The organism is Paraburkholderia steynii (assembly GCF_900100565.1).
Taxonomy (GTDB): domain Bacteria; phylum Pseudomonadota; class Gammaproteobacteria; order Burkholderiales; family Burkholderiaceae; genus Paraburkholderia; species Paraburkholderia terrae.
This window is the reverse complement of the sequence record NZ_FNDI01000011.1, coordinates 269,588-286,533: the sequence shown is the minus strand read 5'-3', so window position 1 is coordinate 286,533 and position 16,946 is coordinate 269,588. Positions and strand designations below refer to the sequence as shown.

12 protein-coding genes and 2 pseudogenes are annotated in these 16,946 nt (G+C 54.9%); 3 read left to right on the top strand and 11 right to left on the bottom strand.

The window, feature by feature from the left end:
* Positions 1 to 43: 43 nt before the first annotated feature.
* Genes tnpC through tnpA form a run of 3 tightly spaced genes read right to left on the bottom strand, consistent with a single transcriptional unit; the run spans position 44 to position 2,426 of the window.
* Positions 44 to 1,636, bottom strand: coding sequence for an IS66 family transposase (gene tnpC, locus BLT65_RS21480; protein ID WP_091776191.1), 1,593 nt, complete (start codon positions 1,634 to 1,636; stop codon positions 44 to 46).
* Positions 1,637 to 1,665: 29 nt separating this feature from the next.
* Positions 1,666 to 2,013, bottom strand: a complete 348-nt coding sequence (gene tnpB / locus BLT65_RS21475) for an IS66 family insertion sequence element accessory protein TnpB (RefSeq protein ID WP_091776188.1) — start codon at positions 2,011 to 2,013, stop codon at positions 1,666 to 1,668.
* Positions 2,010 to 2,426: an IS66-like element accessory protein TnpA gene (tnpA, locus tag BLT65_RS21470; RefSeq protein ID WP_091776185.1), complete on the bottom strand. Its 417-nt coding sequence runs from the start codon at positions 2,424 to 2,426 to the stop codon at positions 2,010 to 2,012. Before tnpA ends, tnpB begins: the two co-directional genes overlap by 4 nt.
* Positions 2,427 to 2,782: 356 nt before the next feature.
* Here tnpA and BLT65_RS48735 point away from each other — a divergent pair.
* A pseudogene (locus BLT65_RS48735) lies at positions 2,783 to 3,014 on the top strand (IS66 family transposase); the annotation flags it as partial.
* A gap of 502 nt (positions 3,015 to 3,516) precedes the next feature.
* On the top strand, positions 3,517 to 5,613 hold the full coding sequence (locus BLT65_RS21460) for a hypothetical protein (RefSeq protein ID WP_244186537.1): 2,097 nt from the start codon (positions 3,517 to 3,519) through the stop codon (positions 5,611 to 5,613).
* 156 nt (positions 5,614 to 5,769) lie between these two features.
* Here BLT65_RS21460 and BLT65_RS47945 read toward each other — a convergent pair.
* A pseudogene (locus BLT65_RS47945) lies at positions 5,770 to 6,350 on the bottom strand (IS30 family transposase); the annotation flags it as partial.
* Between the two features lie 264 nt (positions 6,351 to 6,614).
* The gene (locus tag BLT65_RS21450; protein WP_091780651.1) at positions 6,615 to 7,730 is read right to left on the bottom strand and encodes an acyltransferase family protein; all 1,116 of its coding nucleotides are present in this window, start codon (positions 7,728 to 7,730) and stop codon (positions 6,615 to 6,617) included.
* A gap of 227 nt (positions 7,731 to 7,957) precedes the next feature.
* Between BLT65_RS21450 and BLT65_RS21445 the strand changes: the two genes are divergently transcribed.
* Positions 7,958 to 8,638, top strand: a complete 681-nt coding sequence (locus tag BLT65_RS21445; RefSeq protein WP_143036535.1) for an acyltransferase family protein — start codon at positions 7,958 to 7,960, stop codon at positions 8,636 to 8,638.
* Positions 8,639 to 9,490: 852 nt separating this feature from the next.
* Here BLT65_RS21445 and BLT65_RS21435 read toward each other — a convergent pair.
* From BLT65_RS21435 to BLT65_RS21410, 6 genes are all read right to left on the bottom strand, one after another.
* Positions 9,491 to 10,342 (bottom strand): class I SAM-dependent methyltransferase, encoded by an 852-nt coding sequence (locus BLT65_RS21435; RefSeq protein ID WP_167306512.1) that lies wholly within the window; start codon positions 10,340 to 10,342, stop codon positions 9,491 to 9,493.
* Between the two features lie 683 nt (positions 10,343 to 11,025).
* Complete coding sequence (locus BLT65_RS21430) at positions 11,026 to 12,327, bottom strand: hypothetical protein (protein ID WP_091780639.1); 1,302 nt, start codon at positions 12,325 to 12,327, stop codon at positions 11,026 to 11,028.
* 159 nt (positions 12,328 to 12,486) lie between these two features.
* The gene (locus tag BLT65_RS21425) at positions 12,487 to 12,912 is read right to left on the bottom strand and encodes a GtrA family protein (RefSeq protein WP_091780636.1); all 426 of its coding nucleotides are present in this window, start codon (positions 12,910 to 12,912) and stop codon (positions 12,487 to 12,489) included.
* On the bottom strand, positions 12,909 to 14,192 hold the full coding sequence (locus BLT65_RS21420; protein WP_091780633.1) for an NAD(P)/FAD-dependent oxidoreductase: 1,284 nt from the start codon (positions 14,190 to 14,192) through the stop codon (positions 12,909 to 12,911). The genes BLT65_RS21425 and BLT65_RS21420 overlap by 4 nt, the downstream gene beginning before the upstream one ends.
* 13 nt (positions 14,193 to 14,205) lie before the next feature.
* Positions 14,206 to 15,144 carry an NAD-dependent epimerase/dehydratase family protein gene (locus tag BLT65_RS21415; protein WP_091780630.1) on the bottom strand — a complete coding sequence of 313 codons (939 nt, stop codon included), beginning with the start codon at positions 15,142 to 15,144 and terminating at the stop codon, positions 14,206 to 14,208.
* Between the two features lie 90 nt (positions 15,145 to 15,234).
* Entirely contained in the window at positions 15,235 to 16,941 is a 1,707-nt protein-coding gene (locus tag BLT65_RS21410; protein WP_091780628.1) for a hypothetical protein, read from the bottom strand.
* Positions 16,942 to 16,946 lie beyond the last annotated feature (5 nt).

Here is a 16,946-nt window from a genome sequence, read left to right as displayed (position 1 = left end):
GTAAGCGTGGCAGCAGCAACGTCTTGACTGGAGAGCGTGATTGTCAGGCTGGGCGGCGGAGCTGATCGGCGACGGCCCACGGTGTGAGTTCGTCGATGCGGTTAATCGCGTGGTCGGCGATGCGCGTGAGCACGTAGCGCAGATAGGCCTCAGGATCGATGCCGTTGAGTTTTGCGGTGCCAACGAGGCTGTAGATGGCAGCGGCGCGCTCACCCCCGGAATCGGCACCGGCAAACAGGTAATTGCGCCTACCGATGGCCACTCCGCGTAGCGCGCGCTCGACTGGCAGATTGTCAATCTCGAGTTGGCCATCATCGCAATAGCGTGTGAGCGCTTCCCACCGATTCATCGCATAGAGGATCGCCTGGCTCGTATCCGATTTGCGCGAGAGCGTTTCCAGTGTCATGGTGAGCCATGCATGGAAGCGATCGAGTAGCGGCCGCGCATGTTCCTGGCGATACGCCCGGCGCTCATCGGGCGGTTTGCCCCGGATCGTTTCCTCAATCCTGTATAGCGCGCCGATACGCTCGAGCGCTTCGGTGTTCAACGCATTGGGGCGCGCTACGTGCAACTCATAGAACTGTCGTCGGGCATGCGCCCAGCAAGCTGCCTCTGTAACTCGCCCGGTTTCGTAGATAGCCTGGTATCCACCGTACGCGTCGGCTTGCAGCGTACCGTTGAATGCATCGAGATGCTGTTGCGGATGGATGCCCTTTCGATCCGGCGTGTAGGCAAACCAGACTGCCGGCGGCGTCATGTCGGCCGATGCACGATCATCACGCACGTACACCCACAAGCGACCGGTCTTCGTCTTGCCATTGCCTGGTGCAAGCACGGGAACCGGCGTGTCGTCCGCGTGCAGTTTCGTCGCCGACATCACGTGACGACGTAGTGTTTCAACGAGTGGCTGCAGCAGCGTCGCCGCGTGCCCGACCCACTTGGCAAGCAGCGAGCGATCAAGCTCGACGCCTTCCCGCGCGTAGATGATCGACTGCCGGTAAAGCGGCAAGTGGTCTGCAAACTTCGAGACCAGCACGTGTGCCAGCAGCCCTGGGCCAGCGAGACCACGCTCGATGGGACGGCTCGGTGCAGGTGCCTGAGAGATGTGGTCGCAACACACGCAGGCAAACTTCGGGCGCACATGACGGATGACCCGGAAGCTTGCCGGTACGTACTCAAGTTGTTCAGCGACGTCTTCGCCCAGCGACTTCATCAGGCCACCACACTGCGTGCACTTTCCGGCGAATTCGGGCAAGTGTGTCTGGATCTCACGCGGCAGATGTTCGGGCAGTGGCTTGCGCGGTGCCTGTTCCACGGCCGTGCGAGGCGTCTTCGGGATTTCCACCGGTGCCGCGCCTTCGTCAGTCTCAAGCTCTTCGAGACGCAACTCAAGTTGCTCGATCTGGCGGTCCAGCTTCTCCGACTTGCGGCCGAACTGCATACGGCGCAGCTTGGCAATGAGCAGCTTCAGGTGTTCGACTTCCGCTGCGCGCGAAGCCAGCGCGGCTTGTTGCGAGTCGACCATTTCCTGTAGTTTGAGCACTTGCGCGTAGCGCTCGCGAAGTGCCGCCTCCTGGCTGAGCAGCATGGCCTTCAGCGTTTCGACATCGTCGGGAAGCGGATTCGCGCGCGTCATGCAGGCAGTTTACGCGCGAGCAGCGACGTTTACAACGCCGACGTCGGTCGTGCCGTTCTCGTCGGTTGCCGCCAGTCGATGCCTTCCAGCAGCATTGATAGTTGCGCAGGGCTCAGGCAAATAACGCCACCGTCGGCTTGTGGCCAGACGAAGCGCCCCTTCTCGAGTCGCTTCATCAGCAGGCACATGCCATCGCCGCTCCACCACAGCACTTTGAGCAGGTCGCCGCGTCTGCCACGAAATACGAAGACGTGCCCGCAGAACGGATCCCGTTCGAGCACGGTTTGCACCTTGGCCGCGAGGCTGTTGAATCCTGCCCGCATGTCGGTCACGCCGGCAGCCAGCCAGACACGCGTGCCGACAGGAAGACCAATCACGTTTCAGCCTCCGCAGCGGCACGCAACGTACGCAACACAACACGCAGCGTGGCCGGGTCGGGCGTGCCCTCGATACGCACGCGTGCGACGCCTACGCTTACCTCAATCACACCAGCGACGACTGGATGGGCCTTGCTCTGCGACTGAGCCGGCAATACAGCCGCGTTCTCAATTGTGCGCTCCTCGTGCACCACTTCTACGGGCAGCAGTGTCGGCGGCTCATACTGCCCGGCTTGATAGGCTCGGCGCCATTTGAACAAAAGATTCGTATTGAGCCCGTGTTCCAAAGCCAGTCGTGCGACCGAGACACCCGGTTCACATGCCAGCTTCGCGAGTTCACGCCGAAACTCGATGGGGTGGTTGGGAGTACCTTTACGCGTCCGTCTCGCTGCTGTTGCTATCTCAGGTGACAAAGTAGTCTCCACCACTCGTTTGGTGGGGCCTACTGTGTCCACTTTGGCAACATTGGTCTAGACGGTGCTGGGGCAACGCTTACCCAGGGACGGCGGTGACGGAGGGAGATTTCTTCCGGCAACCGCTGCGTGGTTAGATCAACCTGAAGTATCTGCTGATACACCTGTCGGACTCCTCGAGGCGTTGCGCAAGATTGGCGAGCTAAACTCAATTGAGGCGGCGATTAGCGGTAACCGCCCGATGAGCGGTGACGCGTCCCGGAAAAGAGTAGGGGGCAGCTACCGGATGCCTTCGACGTTTGGCTGCGCTCGACGCGCAGAACGGTGAGATCGCGAAGGTCATCAAGCACGCATTGGATCAGTGGACAGCGCTGTCACGGTATGTCGACAATGGCCACGTCAAGATCGACAATAACGCCTCGGAGCGAACGTTACGTGCTGTTGCTCTCGGCCGAAAGAACTTCCAACACTCATTCTCATTATGGTGGCGAACGGGGCACCGCGATCTAGACACTTGGCGGTGCCGCAGAACTGAATGGTTTGCTGCCATGGGTCGTTGCTGACCAATTGCGCCTCCAAGCGCTCTGAGCTCAACGCGCATCAACTGCTGTTTAAACCCAAGCTGCCAAAGGACGGTTGTGGTGGAGCCGTTACGACCGGAATGCGGCGGCCGTTGCTGATTGGTCGACTGGGCGAGTCGTTGGATGCGTCCGCGGCGCCAGTAGTGGTTTCGTTCGTGGTCCTCATGCCCCGTTGCAAGCGGTCAGACACTCGTTGTGCAGCCTATCAGAACATCGGTTCGTCGAGAACTATTACAACTGGTGCGGGGAACAAGTACTTTTCCATCAATCGAATCCCGTGACTTCAGGATGGTATGATCGGCGCGACCTGACATTTAAGCGCGATCATGCTGAGCAAGGCGTCAAAATACTGGATCCTCATCCTACTCGTAGTACCGATACTTGGGGCATCACTGGGGCTCGGCAAGGTAACCGATCCACGCCCACTTGTTGGTCCCAACGGATGGACTCAAAACGGGCAGTTTCCACCCTTGAAAGATGTCCCGTCACCGCTTCAGGTGCCCGACTCCATGTCGAAGTCTGCCGATTTCGTAATGTGGAGAACGTGGACGCCAAATGGCGCCCTTAAGGGTACGATCGAGAGCCCTCCTTTCCGGGCGCCGACTTACATTGCTGTTCCATTCGCACGGGGCGGGAATCACGGATATCCGGGATCCGACGAACTCTTTCTCCTGTGCCAATCGACAGGCAGGAAATTCCTCGTTGGCAGCCTTCAGACCTTCAACGAATGGAGCATCGCGTATGCGAAATTGCCTGACGACTTTTGTCCTTCGAACGTGACTCTAGTCGGGGTGTCGAACGCCGCAACGCCGGATTCCTATTTGAGCGTTGCAACGCCCTTCGAGGTATCGCGCGCCGTTTTTTTCGCAAACAATGGATTCGGCGTCAAGCAAATACTTGTATTTGCCACCATGCTCGTCTTTTTTTCGATCTTCCTCGCTTCTCACATCATTACCTCGAGGATCTGCGAGGGAATTGACGCATTCGGATCCGGCATGATCGGCATCGGGTTCGTAGGTATGATTGTTTTTACCGCGGCCGCTATCAATCCGGTCCTGGCCCGCGTAACAAGTGTGGCGATAGTTGGCGCCTCAATTTGGCTTTGCGCATGGGGTTTTGCTGGTGCTGATCTAAGTGACGTGTGGAGAAAACATCGTGTTTCGCTGCTGCTGTGGCTATCGGCGGCGATGTGCCTGACGTCGCTCGTTTTGGCGATGGACAACGGCGGTGGCAGGTGGGCTCCTAACTCAATGTTTGCGCCGTTGAGCTGGTCAACTGACAACGAGAATCCAATTATCTTTGCTCAGGCGCTTGCGCATAGCTATGGGCCGATGTTGGCCGAGCCATGGTATCTGGATGACCGGACACCGTTGTTGACCGTCCTCCTAATCATTCCGCAGACCCTGTTCATTGAACCAATCGCTGAACTTGTCGGTAGTGACTTTGTTTATAACGCGGACGCCATCGTGGCAATCGCGATCCTCGCGATGTGGGTACCCATTGTCGCGTGGTTCGCCACGAAGATCGCGGTGCGCCGCCTCCCGTTCTTCGTCGGGCTCGTGCTGCTTTCTCCGTTCGCTCTGTTCAATACTGTGTATGCGTGGGGCAAGATTATTGGCGGCGGCTATATCCTCCTAGCAGTAGGGCTGATGTTATCGGTCCCGGACGACGCCAAGAAAGCCCGTGTCAATCTTTCTCTGATTCCGTCGTCGCTCGCATTTTCGTACCTTGCGCATTCAGGCAATGCAATAGCGGCGCTCGCCTTTCTGATCGTTTTTCTCCCGGTTCTTCGGCTTCGCGATTGGAGAATCCTCGCCGCTGGTACCGGCGTGGCTCTGATAGCTATGACCCCATGGCAGGTATGGACAATGTTCGTGCAGCCGCACGGAAACGCTCTGACGCGGTATCAATTGGCGAACGACACAGGATTCGACCATCGTTCGAGGTCCGTTCTTAAGAGCATGATCGAAACGTTGCGATCTATAGGTTGGCGCGGATGGCTGGAGAAGAAGAGGATGTCTTTTCATACTCTCGGCGATCTTCCGGGCAATGTCGAATATTACAGACCCGTCGACAATCGCACGGCTGGGTGGGCAGGTAATCAGCGCGCCAACGATTTTCTGGTTATCGTTCGAACTATAGGCATTCCAATGTTGGGCGTGCTGATGGCTCTCGTGACGTCGATCAGAACGAAGTCCGATCCAATGGTGGTGCGACTAATCGGCTGTGGCTTTCTCGGCATTTTCGCAATGACTATCCTCATAATCCAACCGGCCATCGTCCATCATATGGCTTATGGCTCGGTGATTCTTCTGGCGGTAGCTGGTGCGATGTATCTCGCTGACCGACCGTCAAACTGGCCTATCGCCCTGTATGTTGTCTATATGGTCTACTTCGTTGCAATCTGGATCGTGGATCCCATCCTGAGAGTTGATCATCTCCATTTTGTGCCGTTGGTCTTTAGTGCACTGTGGGCGATCGTTGCCGTATGGATGATCGTAGGGGAGAGGTTCGATCTGGTTCATGCCGACCATCGATTGTTGTGGCAACATCCATCGCAAATGCGTTCGACCGCGGCGGTACGTCCCGCAAAGAATCTTGATTGATATACCTCGTATTGCTATTGGCACGCGGCTCTCACCGATAACTTGATAAGGTCCGTGACACGGGCTTTCAGTCATCTTCGCTGCTTCCGTCTGATTACCGGCTGGAATCAAGACTTTACCGATATGTGCAGTGAGCAGAAGAAGTAATATGAACAGTTCGGGAATCCGGGCAAGCAGCACAAGGCGGTTGGAGCGTTCGACCAGCACGCCCACGGAGGAGGCATTGTTTGCGCCCTGGATGAAGTCGCCTTCCCAGTGGCCCGGCATTACGCGGTCGTCCACCTCGGGCGGCCGCACGTGAATGCCGACCATATCGGGGATCTGGCCGCGCCGGTCTTTGCCTCGGGTTCGTGGCATGCGATCGCTGCGATGGTGGCGCAGACAGGCGATGAGCTGGCGACGCAATTCCCCATACGGGTGGGCGTAGATTGCCGTGTAGATAGTCTCGTGCGAGACCCGCTGGGACGAATCATTCGGGTACATACGTTTGAGCGTACCCGATATCTGCTGAGGCGACCATTTCCAGTCCGGCAGCGTGAGGACTGCGCCACGCTTAGCGCCTAGGCCGGCACCGAAGCATAGAGGTCAGGCCCGCAGTTGCGAGCCAGTTCGCGGCTCACCGTTGCAGGTTAGCGCCCAAGCATACGGGCCATGGCCTGTATGCTTGAATCCTGCAGACGCTGGCTGGCAATCGTCAGCCGCTCTTCAGGCTGGAGTTGTTGGTATCGCTTTTCCATGGCAACACCTTATACGAGTCGGGGTGTTGCACTTCAAACTTGAGAACTCGTACCTTCATGCTTGCCACTTTGCTTAACTTCAGCATGACCGCCGACGTAATGGTGTGACGTCCGCGGTCAAGGCGAATTGTTCAGGGCCCGCTAAGTAAGTAGTGAAGCGATTCTGATTAGCATGGCTTTCCTCTTGAAGGGAGACTGGTACTCCAACCTGCCCGTGACCCCGAAGTATTTAGGGAGGAGACGCGTGAGCATGATCGATTGCCCTCACCCGGTGGATACCTTTGATCTTCTGGACGGAAACATTGCGCTGGCAAAACGCCTATAAATCTCGATTATTAAAACTGGAATCGACAGGCCCAGAAAAACATAAGCTGGCCATGTCATCGGCCAGTTTATGACGAGGGCCTGGTCATTCGAAATGGCGTCGAACGAATATCCATACCAGAGGCATAGAATTATGTTAATAAGCTGAAATACTGCGACATGCATAGCCATAACATGTAGGCTATTGTCACCAATCCGTACCAGCCAGTCCTTCTTGCTGACACTTTCGAGCATTGATGACAAGGTAAATACGAACGCGATACCGCAAAAGGACGTAAGGAATGGCATCCAGACGCTGTTGTAAGAGTTCAGTTCTATATTGAACCCGATCTTTTCTGGGAATGTGCGGGTCATTGAAAATTGAAATAGGAAGAGGCCGGCTAGAATAGCCGAACGATGCCCGTATATCTTAATGCGAGAATTTCTTGCTGCATACCCGCAATATACGAAAAATGTTCCTACCACGTTTCTCGCTAAAAGAAGATTGATTATTTCGTAGCCTTTATATTTTCCGTTCATCTGTCCATACCATATACAAAGCATGGTCATGGGGAGTAGAATCGTTACAGCAGTCCAATCGGATAATCCCATTTTTTCGGCGATTTTCGCGCAGGCGCAAAACATAGCGATCGCTAAAAAAAGCGATAACAGGAACCATCCAGCCACGAATAGGTGGCCCGGCTGTCCCAGAAGGACAGCGTTCACCAGTCCCTGACGCGTGTACCACGGAAGGGGATCGTTTCTGATGCCTAGAACGGCCAGCAGCAACGACGAGACGATGCCGAATCCAATGAAATAGGTGACATAGGGGACGAGAATCGATCTGACGCGTCGGAGTACGAAATCCCCGGGGGAGCGCATGTGATCGTCCCTTGTCAGATAGCCCGTAATGAAGAAAAACAGCGGAATGTGAAAGGTATATGGCAGGAAAGGATCAAAGGTGACTGCGCCTCGGCAGTGTCCTGCCACAACCAGCAGCATGCCGATCCCTTTGGCGATCGAGATTTTAGTATCCTTCACGATAGACCCTGCCCCCGTCTCTTGAGCGTCGATCATATCTTACAGATTCTTTCGCTGATACGAACCGCTCCAAGATATGACCGGCGCGGTGCAGCGGTGGGTCATCGAGATCTCGAGGGTCATGATCCATAGACTGTCCACGACCTGGTCTCTTTTCTTTTTTTGATTTTCCGAGTCCCGACTCGGTGTTGCGTTGCTTATCCGCATCGGAGATAACGCGCATCTCGGTTACACTTCCCAAATTCAGCAAGCAAGAAATCGACATGCGACTTTCTGGGATGCTCGCCCGGGGCAACAACAATTTTGATTTGGTACGTTTGATTGCGGCGTTATTGGTGATGTATGGCCACGCCGGTCCTGTTTATCATTGGGGCGGTAACGAAGACTTGGTGCGCTTGACCACCGGCTTCGACTACGCGGGCAGTATTGCCGTATATGCGTTCTTCATGATAAGCGGTATCCTCGTTTCGATGAGTTATCAGAGGCAGCGATCAATTATCAATTTCGCTGCGTTGAGAGTTGCACGCATCTTTCCGGCTTTGGTCGTGGCCGTTACTGCAATCACTTTCATCGTTGGCCCGCTGGTTTCAATAGAGACGGCGCGCACATATTTTTTGAATCCCCAGATATACAAGTGGTGGTATAAGACAGCGACTTTGGTAACCGGGGTTGGTACGTACCTCCCGGGAGTTTTTACCACAGTCAATTTGAAAATGAATGTGGATGCTCCCGTCTGGACGCTTCCGATGGAATTGAAGTGCTATTTTCTAGTAATGTGCATCGGATTACTGGGCCTTCTCCGCACTCGGGTTGGCACCCTCGCTGCAGGCTTAGTGGGCCTCGGATGGTGGTATTTTATGTACACCCACCCGGATGCGTACTATTTTGGGGATTTTATCCTCAAAATGACTTACTACTCTTTTTTCCGTTTTTGTGTTTTCTGACTGGAGTAATGCTCTATTCGTTTCGCGATCACGTTATTATTGACGTCCGTATTTCGCTGATCTTGTGGATTCTGTATATTTTCACGAGACACACGTCGATTAATGTTGCGACGTTCATCATTGCATACTTATATTTTGTAATTACGGTGTCGTCGCTTGAAAGCTTAAGACGCATCAAGCTTCCAGGTGATTATTCCTATGGAATCTATCTTTGGGGATTTGTGGTTCAACAAACGTTCGCTACGTATGTGCAGCATATCGATAGCCTAGTGAGTTTGCTAGTCACTATGCCGATCACACTGACGATTGCCATGCTCTCGTGGCATTTTGTGGAGAATCCGTCTTTGCGGATAGTGCATCGTTGGGTCAAGTCTCATTCTAGTGGAGGTGGCGCTGGGAATTTGGATAGCGGTATAAGTCGAGCGACTGGGCTCTGAACACGGCATAACGCCGACAAAGGAAGCCAGACATGACAAGAACCCGAGCACTCCCTCGGCGGCGTCCAAGGCGAAGGTGCCATTCGCCTCTGTCCGAGGCGCACGCATACTGGCCGAACTGGCTCAGCAGTTCGATGTTCATCCGGAAGCAGATCCAGAGTGGAAGCGGCAATTGCAGGAGCGCGAGCCTGGCGTGTTCGCGACATCCGCACCCAGCAGAAGCGGTACTGCTGGCCGAACTGAACGCACGGCACGTGAAGACTGGCCAACTGACCGTGGAGTACGACTTTTTAACTGGAGCGCTCGGAAAGGTAGGCAGGCTGAGCGAACGCGATGATTGACTGTAATCACAAGGCAATTAATCGGCCTGCGCATTCCTTCCTATTTACCGCTCCGTGAATACTTTGGCGACGGGCTACCGCGGGCGTAAAAATACTAGAGTCTGGAACGGGTCCTGAAGAAAGACATCTGTTCCTAGAACTTCCCACTCGGGCCAGTTTTCTTGCATATATGGTAAGGAGATGGATGCGTCACCGTAGGTAATATCTCCGTCGATCGGGGCGCGGTTGTGAGGTGTGAAGGCGAATCCATGAAGGCGATGCTCAGATTTCATCGCTTCCCGATCGACCTTATTTTGCGCTTCGTCATGGTAATCCCAATAGGAAAATGGACGCACGGTAATCGCCAAAAGCCCGTCGTCCCTTATCGCCTGGCGGCACGCGCGCAAGGCGGCTTGCGAAGCACGTTCCGAAAGATGCGTGAATACTGAAAACGAATAGATCAGGTTAAACTTGATGTCAGCGAATGGAAGCTTTGTCGGCAAATAATCCGAAATAGCGAATGTCCCGGGTAGATTGCATTCACGGCAGAGTTCAATTGACCGATCCCAAGGATCACAGCCATAAATGTTTGAGGGGTCAGTAAATTTGTACATCAGCCGGATCAGACGACCCCAACCGCAGCCGTAGTCTAGGATCCGAAGCCCGTCAAGCCCTCTCTCGGTGAAACGCCGATAGCCACCCTCTAAGGCTCGAACGAAAGCACAGCTCTGCATCAGCAGTGGATAACCGGAAGAGCCCGTCCAGCTGATTTGCACATCGTCGGATGCCATTGCGGGAAGGATTCGGCGCAGTGACTCATATTCCGGGGGGATATGGTTCAATATGTCAGCCACGGCATCGATAGGCAGACGCCGAAGCTCACTGAACACTTCATGAGGATTGTGTGATACAGCTGCTAGCTTCTCGTAAAAGCATGCGCGATCCATCTGTTCCCTCAGCATATGTGGAAAGACGTAACCGATGATACAGCATTTGGATCCGCCCTCTGAGGAGCCTAGGCTGAACGTACCCAGGAAGGGACGCGACACGTGCAATTCACATTCTGACCTAATAATTAGGATGTCAGTGCAGTTGGGCGGGTACCTGAGTTGAAATGCGTCGCGCTCTACATGACGCGGCGATGGAACTTCATTCAGGTTACTCAAGACCGTCTATTGTCCGGACTATCCGATATGGGGCGCCGCACATTTCGTACGTGACGACACTGAGCCATCGAAACCGATCGTCGTCTATGGGGAAGACTGGAGTAGCGAGTTTCCGTTCTTTGCGGAGCGCAAGGATTCGTGGCATCTCTCGGTTTTCGTCACTACGACGACTTGGTCGCGAATCCGTCAAAATGCTCGGGTGGTCAACAGCCGTTGGCCTTGATGGTATACCGTGACACTCGAACCCCGGAATTTGAGGTGCGCGTATTAGCTGCAATCGAGCCGGCGACGCTCAAGCGCTTAGAGTTGTGTTGTGTGACATCTTTCTGAAGGGCTAAAACGAAGCCGAAAAGCCTCGCGCGCCGTTTTCGCAGTTTTATTCAGCAAAGGACGACGGCGCCCCTACCATATGGCGATCTGGAAGCGGGCAGATAGGTGCGCGCTGCTAGCGCTTGAGTCTTACGTCACTCGCTGAGCCACGATGGTTTTACGTCAATAAACCATTCGGACGATGGCGCGATGGACATCCGCAAAACACCCGACTCGGACCGATAAACCGATCCGGCGTGCAGGTAGACTGGACTGTAGAACTCCGCAGCACTGTTCCACAGCATGCAGGCTAGGAGGGCGCCGGACAGGACCCGGATCATGCGAAAAGGGGTCGTGGCCAACGAGAGCAAAAGCGCCCAGGCGAACAAAACGAACGGGATGATGAAGTATCTGCCTCCTGCAGCATCCCACCTCTGGTCGATTTGTGGTACACCCGTTCGCACCATCGCGACCATCCAAAGGAAGATGCCGATCGCAACCATGACTACTGCGCCCGACCGATGTTCCTTGCCTGATAACACCAGACACACGATTACAGCAAGAGCGCATGCGGATGCGAAGTATGGCCATTGAGTGCCCATGTGGGCGATCCATGATTGTGGCATGAGAAATTCGAGTGCCATATGCCGCAAAAGCTGGTTCGGCCATGGGAAATGCAAGTAGCCGACCCGCGCAGATTCATCCAATACGGACTTCGGCTGGGTGTGCTGGTACGCAAGGATTGCAGCAAGTTGCACGGTAGCGGATACGATGTAGGCAGCGATCGCTGCGCACGCGCGAGGAGATCGATGGATCTGTCGAGTCAGTATGAGGCCGATAACCACGATCGGTAGGAAGAGCAATCCGAATGGACCGGTCAGAGTCGTTGCCACGATTGTAGCTACTCGTAACAGTTCAGATGAAGTCTCCCTTCGATCATTTGGACGAAAGCAGAATTCCTCCCATAGCAGTACGAGCAGGCATGGTGCGACGATCCACTGAATATTCGTGATATTCAATAAAACTTCGCCACTCTGCGGTATCAAAACGGGAGCCAATCCAAAGGCCCACGCAATGGATGGCGGCAATGATCGGCGCGCACGTGTGAACAGATAGACGCATGCCATGCATTGAATTAATGCGCAGATCCACACAAAGGGGCGAGGCGCGCGGTCAATGTGGCCTATGTACGAGTACGTGACCGCAACAGTCCGGGGCAGGAAATGGAAATACTGCGCATATGGGATGAAGATGGAGGCGACCCCATTTTCATACGCCTGAGAAAGGAATATCTTGCCGTCTTCGCCCCATAGGAAGCCATGCGTCAGACGATCCGGGGCTCTTGCGAACATGATCAGCAAGGCAGCTATCGCAACCGCGACAGGTTGTAGCCAATCGGCTTGCGAAGCACTGTCTTGTTTGACTGTCTCTTGAGACCCGATATTGTTCTCAGACATAACTAAGGTTGGCCCTGATCCATATGCGAGTTCCGTCGAAGGAACTGGATCGCCAGCCCTTCGAGATAGGTACCCAGAGTTACGAGCGAGCGTGACAAGGGATAGGTGTTCTTATCCCGGTAGCGAGCAAAGCACTACCGGGATAAATGGAAATTCAATTTAGTGCTTGAAACTCCACTTCTTATGCCCGATATAGCTGGTAAATACTGGGACCGCAACGCCAACTAGATGGGCAATCGCCCTTGCTTGCCATGTAATTCCGATCCATGGAAAGACGTAGTACGCGAGTCCAACACTAACGCCCCATGTTTGCAGCACGGCAACGAGATTGACTAGCGTAAAGAAAAACACCGACTTCGCCGTGGACTGCGTGCTCTTGGTGAACACAAAAAGCTTCGCAAGAACGAACGCAGTAATCATCCCCGTTATGTATGCGACCACGATCGCCGGAGAGTAGGGCATCCAAAGGTTGTATACGATCCGGCTGCCCCAGTTGACCGCAGCCGCGAAGCCGCCGGTCAGCAGGAACATCAGGAAGTCCTTCGAAACGAAGGTCTGCTTCACAACCGAATGTGCCCGCGTCATATCATCCTCGCCATCTTGCGCGACAATCCGATGCTCTCGGAGATGCCCCGGTCTTCGGGGTAGTAATAGGATGTGTCCGCAACGAGCAGGCCATGCACAGGCAACTCTATGGGCGGCAAACGGTCAAGATATCCCGGCTCGCAGATCGGTTGCGCGTACCGATACCGGCTTGCACGTACGTCGATGAAGTCGTCCGCCTTCAAATCCGGATTGATTTTCATCAGATAGCGCTTCACCTTGTCGATGAAAACCGAATCCGGCTCGCCGTACTTCGGATGTTCGCCTGGAATGTAAAACGGCACATAAACGATGTGATGATCCAGCGGCCGAAGGTTCGTATACTCGACGATACCGGGGATATCCATCTCCGGGTCGTTTGTGTTCAGCCAGAAGTTCTCGGTGACTGCTTTCTTGAGCTTGGCGATCACACACACCACTGCCACATTCTTGACGCTTTTGAACGCATCGAGAATATTCGCCGGCAGGTCCGGCATCACGCGCGGCACGTACGGCAGCGGAATCGTGCTGATCACCTTGTCGAAAGGCAGCAATTCGCCTTGTGCTTCGACACCGCTGACCTTCCCGTTCTCGATCACAACCTTTTGCACTGGCGTCCCGAGCCTGAATTCTCCACCGTTCGCTTCGATGTACCGCCGCATGCCTTCGAGCAGCGTATCCGAGCCACCCTCGAGATAGCCTAGCTTTTCGTGAAAGATGTTATAGCGCGAGCGGCCGATTCGCCGAATCCGACTCCAGATCCATGCGGCGGACAGGTTGTACGCGTAGTCATAGAATTTATAGTCGAACAGCCGCCGCCACAACACCTCCCAAGCTTCTTCGCCGATCCATCGGCGAATCCATCTCGTTGCCTCGACGTGATCGAGCGGCTTCCAGTCGTTGCGCTTGGTCGACAGGAAAGCGTGCAATCCATAACGAAACTTCGCCTGCAGGCTGAGGCCCTTAAACCTCAATAGTGCGACCGGGTTGCCCCAAGGCTGCACGCGGCCCTGGTAAAAGTAGCCCATCTTGGTTTCGCGCCACTGCATTTTCTCTTCGATGCCCAGCTCGCGCAGCACTTCGAAGAACGCGTAGTCTGAAATTGCGTGAAAGTGGTAGTACCGTTCAATGGAAAGTCCACCGAAATCGAAGCAGGCCGCCATGCCGCCGACGCGATCGTCGGCTTCAAAAATGATCGGCTTGCGCCCGTCTTTCACGAGCTGATAGGCGGCGCCGAGACCCATCGGTCCCGCGCCAAGTACTGCAATGCGTTCTCCGCTCATAATCGTTATCCGGTCAGAATTCGAGTGCGATGTGGCTGTAGGTCGGATCGTTGAAGGTCTCGTCCATCGCTTTCGCAAAGGGCGTTGCGCGGATCCTGAAGATACCTTCCCAGTCAATTACTTCGAATTCGTCGCCGGCTGTCAGCGCCTTTAATTGATCCGCCGTAAATGGAGGATTCTTGCTGAAGAGCGCGTATATTTTCAGAAGCACGTAGAACAAACTGTAGGGAATACGCACGATTGCGCAGCGTGCGCTTGTGGCTCGCTTGATCTGGCGGATGATGTCGATGTAATCAACGCGCTCGAGCCCCGTGATGTTGAATGCTTGCCTTTTTGGTTGCGAATCGATGCAACTGATGATGACATTGCAGAAGTCGCCGACATAAAGGGGTTGGCGCATGTACTTCCCACTTCCGGGAATGGGGAATACCGGCACGCGGTGCATGAAGCGCGACAACCAGCCAAGGTGCTTTCGGTCGAACCAGCCGAACATCAGCGTCGGTCGCAGCACGACACACTCGATGCCAGATGCAACGACAATCTCCTCCTGCTCGCGCTTCGTTTCCGTGTACCAGTCTTCACCTACTGAGTTCACGACCGACGAACTGATGTGCACAGTGTAAGGGATGTTGTTGCGCTTGATCACATCGAGAATGTTGCGCGTCGAATCGATATTGTTGCGGACGAAGGGTTCGCGCGTCGGGGCGCCAATCTGGGCCTGCAGCATGACGACTGCGTCGGCGCCTTCAAAATGCTTCGCCCAATCGCCCGGCTCCGCGAGATCGGCGAAGATTACCGTGATATCAGGGTGTACCGAGCGCAGCACTTCGAGGTTGGCCTTGTGCTTGTCCAGTACGACGAGATTCATGTACCCGCGCGCTTTCAGTCGCGCGACGAGGTTCTGACCGACAAGGCCGGCGCCGCCTGGAAGGATGATGCGGGTCTGGTTCATGCGTTTTACTCAATAATTGGGTGCAGGTTTCTGCGGCTTCGCGAAAAGGCAAATGATACAAATGTTTTTCGGAGGTATCGTCAAATGTACTTACCGGGTACCCACAGAAGCCGAGGCGGGCATTGCCTTAGCGGTCTTCACAGCGCAGTAGCTCCCATTCGCAATTTGGGCCGCAATGTGAATGTCGCCCCTGGTCGGTGCCTTGAAGAACGCAGTCCAGCCGCTGAAGCGTGCGTGCGCTCCATCGCGCGAACGCGCAACGTCACTTTCGCCACCAGTCACGCCGGAACCCAGTGTCGTTCCGCCATCGTCCGTGACGGCGACATACTCAGGCGTCCTTCTTCCATTCGTGTCATAGAGCCAGCCAGTGGCGCGGTAGGTGCCGGGTGTGGTTGTAGCGAATACGCCGTCAATGGCTCCGTCGCAAAAGGATGTGCTGTCGATCCGTTTCGGCGGTACAAGATAGTCAGGCTGATCGGGCGCGAAAATGGATAACTTTCCGTCTTCGGCTGCCTTGGCGATTTCGACTAGGCGCTCCGGGAAGGGGTAGACGGCACCGGTAATTTCCGGATCGTAGACGTGAGCTCTCAGAGAAAGACCTGCCACGAGACGAGCGTATGCTATGTCGCGATCGCTACGGAACGCAAAGCGCTGTGCCGAGGCGACGAGCAAGGTCGCGAAAATGATCACGGCGAGCGCAAGCTGACGTTGCTTGATCGACTTACGGTTCAGTGCTGTAAATATAACGAGCGCCAGCCAGGCTCCCGTTGACGCAGTTGTGTAGCGCGACGATAGTGCAGTTTCCACTCCGAACCACAGGCGACCGCATGCCGTGATGAGTGCATTTCCCGAGACGAACAAGGCAAACGCGAGTAGTGAGACCGCGCGCATGTTTTGCGTCCTGTACTGCATGACCTTTATGCAATATACGGCTAGTGTCAAAATCACGAGTGCGCCAGCGACATAGGCACCCGGAAGGCCGAGGCGCGCGCTGCGCGCGGGAGCGCCGAGGTATAAAAGTACATAGCGTAAAGCGTCGAACGGGTGTTCACGCAATCCGGCCAGAAGACCGCCGCTACTGGCGGGTTTTTGCCAGTCGAAAAAATACCCCACCCACACCAATAACGTGACGACGACGATCAACAGCAAGGCACGCGGTCGAAAGCGTCGATATATCGCCTGAACAAGCACAACAGGTAGTACAAGCACGCCGCTCGACATCGAAAAAGCGGCGGCGATGCCGCTCACGAGCGCCAGCGTGAGCCAGACACGGGATTTCGCGTGCCCTTCAATTGTACGAGCTTGCGCGGCCAAGTCGAGCAAATGAAACGCCAGCAGTGCGAACAGGTAGACCGCAAACCATTGGCTCTGAAAGCCCCACGTGAAATTTTCCTGCTGGATCCATGAAAACGTGAAGACAAGAATAACGCCCGCAAGCCCAAGTTTCGAATTCCGGTCCAGTGTGGCAGATCGCGTGACTATATGAAAAAATGTCAGCGCGAGCAGCGCGGCGAACACGAGGTTAGCCGTCAGGGAGATCACGTTTCTTCCGCCGAAATATCTGACGTCGGGAAAGAACACGAGCCGCGAAATAACAAGCCGATGCTCGTTGTGCTGTTCGAAAAATGCTTGCCACGGATGCTGCACGGCGCGCATGTAAAACCCGATCGTGCCATCCCATTGATCACCGAACGGCAACGGCGAGTAATGACGCCACACCGCATAGAGCGTCGTGGCGAACGTGAATACGCCGAGTGCAAACAGAAAATGGCTGCCAGAGAATCGCGTCGTCTTCATCAAGC